Below are 13,835 nucleotides of genomic sequence, written 5' to 3'. Positions count from 1 at the left end.
GATGAGGCAACATGCGTTACATGACAGCAGGTGAATCACACGGTAAAGGATTATCGGTCATCATCGAAGGAATCCCTTCTGGTCTCATCATTGATTTTGATCAAGTGCAACGTGAGATGACACGACGTCAAGGTGGTTACGGTCGTGGACGGAGAATGCAAATCGAACAGGACGCGGTGGATGTCCGCGGGGGGATCCGGCACGGCTATACGACGGGCGCACCGATCAGTCTGTTCATTGAGAATAAAGACCATACGCACTGGACGAAAGTCATGCAGGCCGAACCGTTGCAGGAGGAACTGGAACGTCCGCGGACACTGACACGTCCACGCCCGGGTCATGCTGATTTGGTCGGCGGATTAAAATACGGACACCGGGATTTACGCGATGTCCTGGAGCGTTCGTCCGCCCGGGAAACGGCAGCGCGTGTCGCGGTCGGTGCCATTGCCAAACAACTGCTCGGTCAACTGGGGATTGATGTGTTTTCTCATGTCCGCTCCATCGGAGGCATCGATGCGGATTTCGTCAACCCGATGGAGTACCGGGAAGTGATTGAGGCGTCGCCTGTTCGCTGTGCCGACGAAGCGGCAGCAGAGCGGATGATGGCAGCGATTGACCAAGCTAAAAAAGACGGGGACACATTAGGCGGAGAAGTCGAAGTCGTCGTGACAGATATGATGCCGGGAATCGGCTCCTTTACACAAAATGAGACGAAACTTGACAGCCGGATCGCCCGTGCCGTCATCAGTGTCAATGCGATGAAAGCAGTCGGGTTTGGCGACGGATTTGATTTGGCGCGCAGAAAAGGTAGTACGGTCCAGGATGAAATCCTGCATGACGAAACCGGGTATTTCCGTAAGACGAATCATCTGGGCGGGATTGAAGGCGGAATGTCGACCGGAATGCCTATTCGGGTCCAAGTGGCGATGAAGCCGATTCCGACGTTATATCGTCCTCTCCAGTCCGTCGATATCGAAACAAAGGAGCCATTCGTCGCTCAGGTCGAACGCAGTGACGCCTGTGCCGTTCCGGCGGCAGCGGTCGTACTGGAAGCCGTCGTAGCCGTCGAGATTGCGGCAGCTGTTCTTGAGATGTTCGGTACATCGACGCTTGACCGCCTGAAACAGGCTGTCACAGCTTACCGGGAGGAGGTGCGTCTCTTTTGACGCATCTGACTATCCGGGCGAGCCGTCCTTATTCCGTCTATGTTGAACCGGATGCCATCCGACGGATTCATGAAGTGAAACAAGCGCAGGAAGCGGATCGGTTCTGGATCATTACGGATCAGACCGTGGCGGATCTGCATATGGCGTCAATCCGCCGTCAACTTGAGAATGTTTTTCCGGTGACGGCTCAGCATGTCAGTACCGTCGAGCCGGGGGAAGGAAGTAAATCCTTATCCGTCTATCAACGGTTGCTGGAAGAAGGAATTGAGCAGGGTGCAACACGAAAGACGATGATTCTTGCCGTCGGAGGCGGTATGATCGGTGATTTAGCGGGATTCGTTGCAGCGACTTTCCTACGTGGTGTTCCTTTCCTTCAAATCCCGACGACATTGCTCGCACATGATTCGAGTGTCGGCGGAAAGGTTGGATTAAACTTACGTTGGGGTAAGAACTTAGTAGGTGCTTTTTATCAGCCGTCTGCCGTTTTATACGATCCAGCCTTTTTACAAACGTTGTCCGACCGCGAATGGAGAAGCGGTTTTTTTGAATTACTGAAGCATGGATTATTGGCGCGTCCGACTTTTGCGGAAGAGCTGATCGGACTGGGACTTTCAGATATCAAACAATTACCGCTCGCTGACTGGATTTCAGCCGGCATACAGGTGAAACAGCATATCGTAGAACAGGATGAACGGGAAACCGGCATCCGTGCCTTTTTAAACTACGGGCATACTTTCGGCCATGCCGTCGAATATGCGAGTGAGGATCTGTCCCACGGAGAAGCAGTCGGGATCGGACTGGTTTTTGTATCAATCCTTGAAGGCAACGAATACCAAACCAACCGATTGGTCGAGCTGATTCACCGGTTTGGTGTTGTGTTACCGGAACGTCAACCGTTTGAAAGATACTTGGAATTGATGAAACGCGACAAAAAAAATGATGTATCGATTCGATTTGTAGTAAAAGGTCAAGATGGATTTTCTTTGGAAGCAATCGATCAGAAACGTCTAAAGAATGCATATGATCAAACAGTGAGGTGTTTACATTGGGCTTAAGAGGGACGGTACGTGTACCGGGCGATAAATCGATGACCCATCGTGCTTTTTTGATGGGTGGAATCGCAGAAGGAACAACAGTGATTTCGAATGCCTTGTTAGGGGCAGATTGTCTGGCGTCACTCGCAGCAGTCGAGGCACTTGGCGCACACGTTCAGCAGACGGAACAAGAAATTCGGATTACCGGGACCACTGCTCTAAAGGCAGCGACGATTGACTGCGGTAATTCAGGAACGACGATTCGTTTACTGAGCGGTATTTTGGCAGGTAGTCAGGAAACGTACACCTTGACAGGAGACGAGTCATTACAACGACGGCCGATGGACCGGGTGACCGTCCCGCTTGCGACACTCGGAGCGGACATTGAAGGGACATACGCGCCGCTGACGATCCATGGTCAACCGCTTGTCGGGACAACCTATACGTTGCCTGTTGCGAGCGCTCAAGTCAAAAGTGCGGTTTTACTGGCCGGATTGTTTGCGACCGGCGAGACGACAGTTGTCGAACCGATTCTGTCACGGGATCATACAGAACGGATGTTGCCGAAATTCGGAGCCGACCTGACTATTCAAGAACAGGAGCAGGGACGGAAAATCCGTCTGCAAGGACCGGTCCGCCTGCAAGCCACAGAAATCGACATTCCGGGTGATCCTTCTTCTGCTGCTTTTTGGTGGGCGGCAGCTATCTTAGGAGCCGACAGTCGGATTACGACGGAACATGTCTTGATGAATCCGACACGGACAGGATTTTTACAAGTCTTACGGCAGATGGGAGCCAGTGTCGAAATCACGAACCGTCGGGAAACGGCGGGGGAAGAGACGGCTGACGTGACGCTGATGACGACTTCCCTGCAAGCTGTAGCGATTGAAGGGGAGCAAATTCCTTCGTTGATCGACGAAATTCCGTTGCTTGCCCTGCTTGCGACACAAGCCGAAGGACGGACCGTCATCCGGGATGCAGCGGAACTGCGTGTTAAAGAGACGGACCGGATCGAGACGGTCGTTTCGACGCTGCGAAAGATTGGTGCGCAGATTGAAGCGACGGAAGACGGCATGATTATTGACGGACCGACACCACTTGTCGGAGCGACGGTCGACAGTGCAGGAGACCATCGTCTGGCGATGATGCTGACGATTGCTGCGACATTACAGCCGGAAATCGAGGTCCTTGGGAATGAAGTAGTTGAAGTCAGCTACCCGACGTTTTATGATGATTTAAAGACACTGCAACAAACGAATCCCTGAAAAGATCTCGAACAGTGAAATAGAGGAAAGTGAGGCGTTTGCCTTGAACGAACACGTATTAAAAGAAATAGTCGAGAGTCTCGAACACGGTCATACGTCTGAAGCGTTAGTCGCACTCGAACAACTCGAAAAAACAGGAACGGACGAAGATCGTCTGGCGGTGGCTGATTTGTACATCGAATTAGGATTATCCGACCGTGCCGTCGATCTGTTGGCTCCGTTGTACGTCGATTACTCAGGGAATGCCGGTGTGGCCTTATTGCTTGCCGAATGTTACATCGATCTCGACCGGGAAGAAGAGGCCATCACCGTCCTGGAACAGGTGGACGTGACGGATATCGAAAATGGTCCCCGGACGTTGGTCCTGCTCGCCGACTTGTATCAGTCGCAAGGACTTGATGAAGTAGCATTGGCCAAATTAAAGGAGGCCCGGGAATTAGCACCAAATGAACCGTTGCTTGCTTATGGACTGGCTGAACTGTATATGACACTCGGTGCATTTGATCAAGCGGTTCCTTTGTTTGCTGAAATTGCGGCTGATCCGGTCTTGCGGGAAGAATTGCCGCTGGATGCCCTCTATGCGGAAGCATTGGCCATGATCGGGGAGTTCGAAGAAGCGATTCCACTGTATGAACGCGCCGTGGCGGAACGGTCGGATCTGCATACATTGTTCGGACTCGCGATGACGGCTCACCGGGTCGGACAACATCAAAAAGCGGTCGAGACATTCCAGCAATTGATTGCTCAGGATCCTGATTATACGTCGGCGTATGTCCCGTACGCGGAAAGTCAGGCTGAACTCGGACTGACGAAAGAAGCGCTTAATGTCATCAAACAGGGAATCGAGCGCGACGATTACAACGATGAGTTGCGAACGATGGAAGCATTGTTCCTCTTGAAACTTGGAGACCGGGAAGGCAGTGTGAAAGCATTGCGTGAAGCCCTGGCCCTCAATCCGGAATCGCTCGTCGCGGCCGAAAGACTGCTTGCACTGCTCGCGGAAGATGAAGATCACGATGCGACGCTTGAGACGATTTCCGCCATCGAAGAACATGTGACGGCACCGATTCTGACCTGGTACCGGGCACGCTCCTTATATGCATTAGAAGAGTATACGCAAGCGATGGAGAAATATGCGCAAGTAGAGGCTGCTTTTGCGGATGATGCGTTATTCTTAAAAGAGTATGGATATGCGCTCGTGGAAGAAGGACGCCGGGACGAAGGGCTGATCTTATTACGCCGGGCGGCTGCACTGACACCGGAAGATGCCGATTTAGTCGACTATGTCGAACGAATGGATGGATGACTTCACTGGAGAAGGGAGTAGGATTAAGATGACAGAGAGAAAGCAGCGTTTCTTGCGCCGCATCTTGACCTATTATACGTTGAAACGTCGGGAATCAAAGTGGATCATCGATTATTGGCTTCGAAACGATTCGAAGCTCGAACAGGTTCACTTTGTTCAAAATGCCATGTTTGCGCCAAAAGCAATGATCATTACGACCTATGGATTTGATGCAGACCCGTTTCTCTTTAAAAAAGGAGAGGTCAAAACGACCGATCCGGAAAAAGCCTACCATGATATTCGATTGACGGATGAGCCGCTTTATATCGAGTTGAACTTTCAAGGGATGATGATGGATGACGAGTACCTCTCGCTGTTGGAGGAAAATCCGTTCCGACCGGAAGTAGCCGTTGAACCGAAACTGGCCGATGCTGCGATGAATTTCATTGCGGCGACGGTCAACCGTCAAGAAGAAGAACGTTTGGTCCGGTTGATCGACGAGGCGCTTGACGCCCGGGATAAACATCGTTTCCAATCGCTTTCGGACGAATTGCGAATCATCCGCAGCCAACTCTGATCGAAAAATCGAGTCGTTTGCCTTCCTTCGACTGTACTGAAGGGAGGCTTTTTTTCGAAATCGAAACTAAGGGGAAAATATGAAGAAAAATTGTAGCTAATTTCATAAAACGTTCACATTAAAGAAGCAGTAACAAAAGCGGATATGATACATTAAATGTGACGAAATGTAAGTGAACAGGAAAGGGGGGAATGACTTGCGTTTCAAACCATCCGATGTTCAAAGGACAAGAAACGAACAAGCGTATATCGATACGTTGATTGTCCCATTGATTCCCGTCGGATTCGACGAAGCGATGCATGCTTTCTCGGAATGTGCAGATATGACGATGACCGTCGCGACGGAAGTCGAACGGCAATTGTCGGGACGGGCGATGCTTGTACCGGCGATGACGTATATCGGTGAACCGTCCATCGACCAGCTTACGAGTTGGCAACAGGCGGCATCTTCAGAACAGTTTCGATTTGTGACGTTCATTACTGCCGATTTACGGTGGAAAGAGACATCGGTCACGGACATTATTTATGTCCCGCGTTTATCGCTTGAGACGATGAGCCGAGATCAACAAGGTCAGATGGTCGGGAATTTTGTCGGGCAAGTCTTAGAGCAGTTAGGAAACCGCTGGACCGCGCTATGAAGCGGTTGACGCAATGATTTTATTAAGATACTATTACCATGTGAGAAATTTGTGTGAAGTACCGTGGTCTTGGGGCACAGTGTACATCACGAGGGGGGATCGAGATGGCTCAAAACGGGTCTAACGTAACACGTCGTCAATTCTTGACGTATACATTGACTGGAGTCGGCGGCTTTATGGCGGCGACGATGGTCATGCCGATGGTCAACTTCGCAGTTGATCCAGTCCTGAAGAAATCAGGAGCAGGCGATAAAGTAAAAGTAATGAAGTTGTCGGATATCACGACAGAACCAAAACGGGTTGACTTCAAGAAACAAACACAGGATGCATGGTATGAGTTTGAAGAAACATTGTCTGCATGGGTGTTTAAAAACGATAAAGGTGAGATTTTAGCATTATCACCGATTTGTAAACACTTAGGTTGCCAAGTCAGTTTCGGATCTGATCCGACGCACCCGGAACAATTCTATTGCCCATGCCACTTCGGTCGTTATACGAAAGATGGCGTCAACGTACCAGGTACGCCTCCGACGAAACCGCTCGATGGCTATGAAATGCAAGAGAAAGATGGTTTCCTCTACTTAGGTAAACCAGTCGAAAGAGGTGCGTAAGCGATGATGCAAAAAATTTATGATTGGATTGATGAGCGGGTAGACATTACACCGCTTTGGCGAGATATCGCTGATCATGAAGTTCCAGAACACGTTAACCCGGCCCATAACTTCTCCGCATTCGTTTATTGTTTTGGCGGGTTGACATTCTTCACGATTGTCATCCAGATTCTTTCAGGAATGTTCTTGACGATGTATTACGTACCAGATATCATCAATGCGCATGCGTCCGTGTACTATCTTCAAAATGAAGTGGCACACGGTCAAATCGTCCGTGGTATGCATCACTGGGGTGCATCGGTCGTCATCGTAATGTTGTTCTTACATACATTACGTGTCTTCTTCACAGGTTCATACAAAAAACCACGTGAATTGAACTGGGTTGTCGGCGTACTGTTATTCTTCGTCGTCTTAGCACTTGGTCTGACAGGATATCTGTTGCCATGGGATATGAAAGCATTGTTCGCAACGAAAGTTACGATCCAAATTGCCGAAAGTATTCCTGTCATCGGTGGTATCGCAAAAACACTCCTGGCGGGTGGAGAAATCGTCGGTGCAAGTACGATCGCTCGATTCTTTGCGATTCACGTCTTCTTCCTTCCTGCAGCATTGTTCGTCTTGCTCGGGGCCCACTTCATGATGATCCGCAAACAAGGGATCTCTGGACCACTTTAAACCGACAATTACTTTAGACAACTAAAAGGGGGAGAACACGATGCATCGTGGTAAAGGAATGAAATTCGTCACCGATTCACGGGTGTCGATCAACAACCGGATGCCGAACAAGTCAAAAGACTATTCGGAATATCCAGGTCGGACGGAAGCGTTTTGGCCAAACTTCTTACTTCGCGAATGGATGGTAGGAGCGGTCTTCCTGATCGGCTTCATGACTCTGACAATCGTTGAAGCAGCACCACTTCAAAATATTGCTGACCCGACGAATACGTCGTACATTCCACTTCCGGACTGGTACTTCCTATTCCTCTATCAGCTCTTGAAATATCAATTTGCAGCGGGTCCGTACATTTTAATGGGGACAGTCATCCTTCCAGGTCTAGCGTTTACAGCACTGCTTGTTGCGCCATGGCTTGACCAAGGACTGGAACGTCGCCCGGCAAAACGTCCGATTGCTGTCAGCATGATGCTTCTTGCAGTCGTCTCGATTGTCTTCTTGACATGGGAATCAGTTCAGACAACACACTGGGATACGATCCATAAACAAGGTGAGTTGACGATGAACGAAGGTCCTGAAATCGATACGGCAGCTAAAGGGTTCGAGATCTATTCGAATCAGTCATGTGTCAACTGTCATGGTAAGAACCTCGAAGGTGGTGCAGCAGCTCCAGCCCTCGTCGGGACGAAAAAGACAGAAAAAGAAATTTATGATATCGCAGTCAAAGGTGTCGGTTCGATGCCTGCTGGACAGTTCAAAGGTTCAGATGCCGAACATAAAGAACTTGCTAAATTCATCGCTTCATACGGTGAAGGCGGAGAAAACAATAAATAAGACAACCGGCCGGGGGAATTTTCCTCCGGTTTTTGTCTATCATGAGGTGACAATACATGCCGTTCATTCATCTGTTAAAACATAAAGCTGTGCTTTGGCCGCTCGCTTTGATTAATTTGGGCGGAACATTATACGGCTATTACTGGTATCAACCCCAACTGGCGCAGTCGAAGTGGTACTATTATCCGTTCATTCCGGACAGTCCGACAGCCTCGCTCTTTTTTACGATTATTGTCTTTTTATGGATTTTCAACCGCCGTTCCCGTTTATTTGAAGCCCTTGCCTTTGTGACGTTAATCAAATACGGGGTGTGGGCGGTCGTCATGAATGCCTTGATGTTACGGGAACTCGGGACGGAGAATTCTTATTTGACGGCCATGGCGTTGATGCTGATGGTCTCGCACGGGGCGATGGCGTTTCAGGCATTGCTTTACGCGCCGGTCATGACGTTTCGGGTCAAAGAGCTGCTCCTTGTCGCAATTTGGGTCGTCCATAACGATGTCGTCGATTACGTTCTCGGACAGTGGCCGCGGTATCCGGCACTCGCCGAACATATCCAGTGGATCGGGTACGGCTCGTTCTGGCTGACTGGATTATGTCTTTTGATGGGATATTGGTTTGTGGCACGCGATTCGATTGACAATAAGGTCGCTTGAACATAAAATAAGACTATAATCTTTTTTTTTGAAAGGAAGCGACGACATGGCGAACTATTTGATTTATCTGGCCATCATCATCATCGTGCCGATTTGGGCGCAGATGCGTGTCAGAAAAACGTACAAGAAATATCAGGAAGTTCCGATTCACAGCGGCGTGACCGGAGCACAGGTCGCAGATTTCATCATGAAGCAAAACGGAATCACGAATGTGCGTCTAGAACCAATCGGCGGAACGATGTCCGATCATTACGATCCAACGAATAAAGTCGTCCGTTTGTCAGAAGATGTTTACTACGGTTCGACCGTCTCAGCCGTCTCGATTGCTGCCCACGAAATCGGGCACGTCATTCAAGATGCAACCGACTATGGCATGATGCGGGTTCGTCACCGGATTGCGCCAGTGGCTTCGATCACGTCCAACTTATCGTTCCCGTTGTTACTGATCGGTTTCCTCGCCGGAATGAGCGGACTTGCCATGCTTGGGGTCATCCTGATGCTCGGAGCCGTCATCTTCCAACTCGTCACGTTACCGGTCGAGTTTGATGCGTCGAACCGGGCGATGGCCCAGTTGACGGAACACGGAATCATCGATGCGGAAGAAGAGCGCGGCTCACGCCGTGTCTTGAATGCTGCAGCTTGGACATACGTTGCTGCGACACTCGTCGCGATTGCTGAGTTCGTCCGTTTGGCTTTGATTGTCTTTGCACCGTCAAGTGATGACTAACTAATCGAATCGAAAAAAAATGACGAGAAGTCCGCAATGGATTTCTCGTCATTTTTATTGTCATTGATTACGTTTCTTTAATCGGGACCCGGTTTTCATCAAAGGTAAACCCTTCACCGGTCACTTCATAGACATCGTGCAGAGTGATGAACGCGTGCTGATCGATTGATTTGACAAGTGTCTTCAACCGTGTGATTTCATTGCGGGCGACGACGACGTACAAGACTTCCAAGTCGCGTCCCGAATAGCCACCTTTGGCGATCAGGCGGGTCGTCCCGCGGTTCATCGTCGCATGGATACCGTCTGCAATTTCCGTCCGTTGATCGCTGATGATCATCGCGGCTTTTCCGGCATAGGTGCCTTCTTGCATCCAGTCAATGACCCGGGCTCCGACGTAGACGGCAAGTAATGTATACATCGCCTGTTTATAGTCGAGATAGCTCAGTGAAGCGACGATGACAAAAAAGTCGAAGACCATAAACGTTCTGCCGATCGACCAACCAAAATACCGTTTGGTCAAGCGGGCGATGATATCGACCCCGCCGGTCGTCCCGCCATTATTGAAAATGATACCGAGCCCGACACCGATGAAAACCCCGGCAAACAAGGCTCCGAGAACCATATCGTCTTTCAAGAAAATTTCAAGCGGAGAATATTTTGCAATCAATCCATACCAAATCGAGAAACTGAACGTTCCGATCAATGTATAGACGAACGTCGTCCGTCCGAGCAGTTTATAACTGACGAGAAATAACGGAATGTTGAGCAACAAGTTCGTAACGGACGGGGAAAAACCGAACAGTCCTTTTAAGATCAAGGTGATTCCTGTAAATCCTCCTTCTGCCAACTCATTTTGCACGTTAAAATGATAAATACCAAAAGCGAAAATAAAGGATCCGATCAAAATCCAGATGATGTTTTGAATACGAATCGGAAACTGAAATGGGGGTGCCATCTGATTGCTCCTCTCTACATGACTCTTTCTCTAGGGTAACGGCAGACGTCAAAAAAGACTAGCTTTTCTGACGAAAATCGTTCGAAAAGTGGCGGATGTAGTTTTTAGTCGGCAATTTGATTACAATGAGCAGGGACAAGACATTACTTACAGGACATTATTTAATGAGGAGAGAGTGACTAGATATGAAAAAAGCGATTGGGATTCTCTGTTATCCATCGGTCGGCGGCAGTGGTGTCGTGGCGACGGAACTCGGAATGAAGTTAGCGGACCGGGGGCATGATGTTCATTTCATCACCTCGAGCATTCCGTTCCGCTTGACGGAATATCGTCCGAACATTACCGTTCATTTGGTTGAGGTGAATCAATATTCGGTCTTTAAATATCCCCCGTATGACATTACCTTGGCGTCAAAAGTCGCGGAAGTGATCGATCTGTTTGATCTTGACATCATTCATGCGCATTACGCGGTCCCGCATGCGGTATGCGCGGAACTTGGACGGAATATGGCGAAGAAAAAAGGGGTTGGTGTCGTGACGACCTTACACGGGACAGACATTACCGTCATCGGTCAGGACTTGGAAATGCAACCGGCCATCCGGTACGGAATCGAAAGTTCAGATGCCGTCACGGCGGTTTCAGAAAGCCTGGCCCTCGAAACGAACATAACATTAAACGGACAGTATGCGATCGAAGTCATCCCAAACTCGATTGACGAAAGTATGTATTATCCGATGCGGGATGAACGGTTGAAGCGGCATTACGGTATCGAGCCGGATGAAATCGTCGTCATTCATATTTCGAATTTCCGACCGGTCAAACGAATCGACGATACGATTGCCGCGTTTGCAATCGCTTCAAAAGACCGGGCGATGCGGTTATTGTTGGTCGGGGACGGTCCGGAAATGGGACAGACGAGACGCCGGGCAAAGGAACTTGGAATTTACGACAAAATCATTTTCGCCGGGAAGCAGGAGCATGTCGCTCAGTTGCTGGCGATCAGCGATATTCATTTACTGTTGTCGGAAAAAGAAGCCTTCGGACTGGTTGTTCTTGAGGCGATGGCCGTTGGTGTCCCGAGTGTCGTCTCGAGCGCCGGAGGATTACCGGAAGTGATTCAGGACGGAAAAACAGGATTCATCGTTCCGACGTATGATGTCAAGACGGCAGCGGACCGAATCGGGAAGTTGGCTGATGACGCGGCCTTGCGGGAAGAATTGGCGGAGGAAGGAATCCGAGATACCCGGAGACGGTTTGATTCCAATCAGGTCGTTCGTGCTTATGAACTGTTATATGAACGGGTGTGTGCGCAATATGAAAATGCTTGAGTCTGCGAATCAGATCATCCAAACGATTGAAGCGGCAGGCGGCGAAGCCTATATCGTCGGGGGAGCGGTTCGGGATATGTTGCTTAAACGCGAACCCGGAGATTATGACTTGGCAACGTCGCTGCTTCCGGAAGCGGTCATGCACCTGTTTCCGGTCGTGATTCCGACCGGACTGGATCACGGAACCGTCACGGTTGTCCTTGATCATGTACCGTTTGAAGTGACGACCTTTCGTTCGGAAAGTACGTACAGTGACCGGCGGCGTCCGGACGAAGTGACGCTAGGTGTCAGCCTGGAGGAAGATCTGACGCGCCGTGATTTCACCATCAATGCGATGGCGCTGAAGCCGACCGGTCTCGTCGATCTGTTCGGCGGTCAAGCTGATCTGGCGACGAAAGTCGTCCGGACAGTCGGTCGGGCGGAAGACCGGTTTGATGAAGATGCCCTGCGGATGATCCGGGCGTTCCGTTTTATGAGTCAGTTGGAGTTTACACTCGATCCGGAGACAGAACGGGCCATCGAAAATAAAAAACAGCACCTTTCATCCGTTGCCGTCGAACGGATTGCCATTGAATTTGAAAAACTGCTGTTAGGTCCCGGACGCAAAGCTGCTTTAGCGGCGATGCGTCGGACGGGAATCGGACACTATATGCCGCACATGAACGATGTGATACTGCATCAGTTGATGCTGTTGCCGTTTAATGGGGTGTCGCCGGACGACGTATGGACGCTCGTTTTGGTGGCCGGACTCCATCCCGAATCTTTACGGGCATGGAAACGGTCTAAAAAACAAGAGGGACGGGCGAAGACATTCGCTCCGCTCGTTCATGAACAGACGTTATCCGATTGGCAACGTTACCGGCTGTCGGATGAAGAGTTGGACCATTTGAATCAGATGACGGGGTACCGTCACGAAGGCCGGGCGTCCTTGCCGATTCGGCGCCTACAAGACTTGACGGTCAACGGACGGGACATGATGGACCTTGGTTTACGAAAACATCAGATTAAAGAAGCACTCCATCATTTGGAGCAGCAAGTCGTGCACCGTCAGTTGGATAATGAACGCGAGATTCTGTTAAAGGAAGTGATGAATTGGAAAAATCAACACGGGACCGGGTCCTCCAGGCATTGATGCAGGCTGACTGGATATCCGGTCAAGAGTTGGCGGATCAATTTAATATTTCACGTACCGCTATTTGGAAACAAATTGCGGCATTGAAAGAGGACGGCTATATCATCGAAGCCCATAAGAAAACCGGGTATCATTTGGCGGATCGGGGTGACCGGTTGACACCGCTTGCGATTCAGCAGTATGTACGAACGGACACTTTGGGACAACAGATCATTCATCTCGAACAGACGGAAACCACCCAACGGATTGCGCATGAGCAGGCGCAACAAGCGGCAAGTGAAGGGACGTTAATTGTCTGTGACTTTCAAACCGACGGACGGGGACAACTTGGACGGACCTGGCACGAGACGCGGAGTGCAGGTATTGCAATGAGTTTAATTTTGCGTCCCAAAGCACCGCTTCACCAGGCCGGGCAATTGACCTTACTTGCCGGAATCGCTTTAGCCGAGACATTACGGACACTAGACGTCCCGGCGACGATTAAATGGCCAAACGATTTGTTGATTGCCGGAAGAAAAGTTGCCGGAATCCTAACGGAAATGCAGACGGAAGCCGATCGCATCAATTCCGTCATCATCGGAATCGGTATCAATGTCCACCACACGCAATTTCCGGAACTCTTATCGGATCGGGCGACCTCTTTACATTTAGCAACCGGAAAATTAATCGCCCGCGCTGAAATCGTCGGATTGTTTTTAAACACGTTTGAACCGATGTACAAGAAATGGTTGACAGAAGGATTCGCATCGTTTGTCCCGGCATGGGAGAAATACGCCGACCGGTTAAACGATTTAGTGACGTTGCGGACCCGGCAAGAGACCGTGACCGGAATCTTACGCGGAATTCAGGCGGACGGTACCTTACAAATTGAAACAGAGACAGGACTGAAAGCATTTCATTCCGCCGAACTGGTTTACTGGACGGAGATGTAAGCTCGGACGTTTGCAGTCTGCTT

General features: G+C 49.9%; 15 protein-coding genes. 14 read left to right on the top strand and 1 reads right to left on the bottom strand.

Annotated elements, in window-relative coordinates; genetic code table 11:
• Window positions 1-11: 11 nt before the first annotated feature.
• The 11 genes from aroC (at window position 12) to ABIC15_RS00260 (ending at window position 9,465) form a co-directional block, all read left to right on the top strand.
• Window positions 12-1,166: a chorismate synthase gene (aroC, locus tag ABIC15_RS00310; protein WP_012370665.1), complete on the top strand. Its 1,155-nt coding sequence runs from the start codon at window positions 12-14 to the stop codon at window positions 1,164-1,166.
• Window positions 1,163-2,221 (top strand): 3-dehydroquinate synthase, encoded by a 1,059-nt coding sequence (gene aroB / locus ABIC15_RS00305; protein WP_354019495.1) that lies wholly within the window; start codon window positions 1,163-1,165, stop codon window positions 2,219-2,221. Before aroC ends, aroB begins: the two co-directional genes overlap by 4 nt.
• Window positions 2,212-3,465, top strand: coding sequence for a 3-phosphoshikimate 1-carboxyvinyltransferase (aroA, locus tag ABIC15_RS00300; RefSeq protein ID WP_354019494.1), 1,254 nt, complete (start codon window positions 2,212-2,214; stop codon window positions 3,463-3,465). Before aroB ends, aroA begins: the two co-directional genes overlap by 10 nt.
• A gap of 43 nt (window positions 3,466-3,508) precedes the next feature.
• Complete coding sequence (locus ABIC15_RS00295) at window positions 3,509-4,771, top strand: tetratricopeptide repeat protein (protein WP_012370662.1); 1,263 nt, start codon at window positions 3,509-3,511, stop codon at window positions 4,769-4,771.
• A gap of 28 nt (window positions 4,772-4,799) precedes the next feature.
• On the top strand, window positions 4,800-5,327 hold the full coding sequence (locus ABIC15_RS00290; RefSeq protein ID WP_012370661.1) for a ReoY family proteolytic degradation factor: 528 nt from the start codon (window positions 4,800-4,802) through the stop codon (window positions 5,325-5,327).
• A gap of 196 nt (window positions 5,328-5,523) precedes the next feature.
• Window positions 5,524-5,964 carry a DUF2487 family protein gene (locus ABIC15_RS00285; RefSeq protein ID WP_012370660.1) on the top strand — a complete coding sequence of 147 codons (441 nt, stop codon included), beginning with the start codon at window positions 5,524-5,526 and terminating at the stop codon, window positions 5,962-5,964.
• Between the two features lie 104 nt (window positions 5,965-6,068).
• On the top strand, window positions 6,069-6,575 hold the full coding sequence (locus ABIC15_RS00280; RefSeq protein ID WP_012370659.1) for a ubiquinol-cytochrome c reductase iron-sulfur subunit: 507 nt from the start codon (window positions 6,069-6,071) through the stop codon (window positions 6,573-6,575).
• A 3-nt stretch (window positions 6,576-6,578) separates the two neighbouring features.
• Window positions 6,579-7,250 (top strand): menaquinol-cytochrome c reductase cytochrome b subunit, encoded by a 672-nt coding sequence (qcrB, locus tag ABIC15_RS00275; protein ID WP_012370658.1) that lies wholly within the window; start codon window positions 6,579-6,581, stop codon window positions 7,248-7,250.
• Window positions 7,251-7,290: 40 nt separating this feature from the next.
• The gene (locus ABIC15_RS00270) at window positions 7,291-8,082 is read left to right on the top strand and encodes a menaquinol-cytochrome c reductase cytochrome b/c subunit (RefSeq protein ID WP_012370657.1); all 792 of its coding nucleotides are present in this window, start codon (window positions 7,291-7,293) and stop codon (window positions 8,080-8,082) included.
• A gap of 56 nt (window positions 8,083-8,138) precedes the next feature.
• Complete coding sequence (locus tag ABIC15_RS00265) at window positions 8,139-8,738, top strand: DUF1405 domain-containing protein (RefSeq protein ID WP_012370656.1); 600 nt, start codon at window positions 8,139-8,141, stop codon at window positions 8,736-8,738.
• Between the two features lie 46 nt (window positions 8,739-8,784).
• Window positions 8,785-9,465: a zinc metallopeptidase gene (locus tag ABIC15_RS00260; protein ID WP_012370655.1), complete on the top strand. Its 681-nt coding sequence runs from the start codon at window positions 8,785-8,787 to the stop codon at window positions 9,463-9,465.
• A 67-nt stretch (window positions 9,466-9,532) separates the two neighbouring features.
• Here ABIC15_RS00260 and ABIC15_RS00255 read toward each other — a convergent pair whose 3' ends face one another.
• Entirely contained in the window at window positions 9,533-10,420 is an 888-nt protein-coding gene (locus tag ABIC15_RS00255) for a YitT family protein (protein WP_354019493.1), read from the bottom strand.
• A gap of 185 nt (window positions 10,421-10,605) precedes the next feature.
• Between ABIC15_RS00255 and bshA the strand changes: the two genes are divergently transcribed.
• From bshA to ABIC15_RS00240, 3 genes are read left to right on the top strand one after another with little or no spacing between them, the layout of a single operon-like run.
• Window positions 10,606-11,748: an N-acetyl-alpha-D-glucosaminyl L-malate synthase BshA gene (gene bshA / locus ABIC15_RS00250; RefSeq protein WP_012370653.1), complete on the top strand. Its 1,143-nt coding sequence runs from the start codon at window positions 10,606-10,608 to the stop codon at window positions 11,746-11,748.
• Complete coding sequence (locus tag ABIC15_RS00245) at window positions 11,735-12,880, top strand: CCA tRNA nucleotidyltransferase (RefSeq protein ID WP_041261641.1); 1,146 nt, start codon at window positions 11,735-11,737, stop codon at window positions 12,878-12,880. The genes bshA and ABIC15_RS00245 overlap by 14 nt, the downstream gene beginning before the upstream one ends.
• The gene (locus tag ABIC15_RS00240; protein WP_214848920.1) at window positions 12,841-13,812 is read left to right on the top strand and encodes a biotin--[acetyl-CoA-carboxylase] ligase; all 972 of its coding nucleotides are present in this window, start codon (window positions 12,841-12,843) and stop codon (window positions 13,810-13,812) included. Before ABIC15_RS00245 ends, ABIC15_RS00240 begins: the two co-directional genes overlap by 40 nt.
• Window positions 13,813-13,835: the final 23 nt, after the last annotated feature.

The organism is Exiguobacterium sp. PvP048 (assembly GCF_040549175.1).
Lineage (GTDB): Bacteria > Bacillota > Bacilli > Exiguobacteriales > Exiguobacteriaceae > Exiguobacterium_A > Exiguobacterium_A artemiae.
The sequence above is the reverse complement of the archived record's forward strand: the minus strand, read 5'-3'. Positions and strand labels throughout refer to the sequence as shown.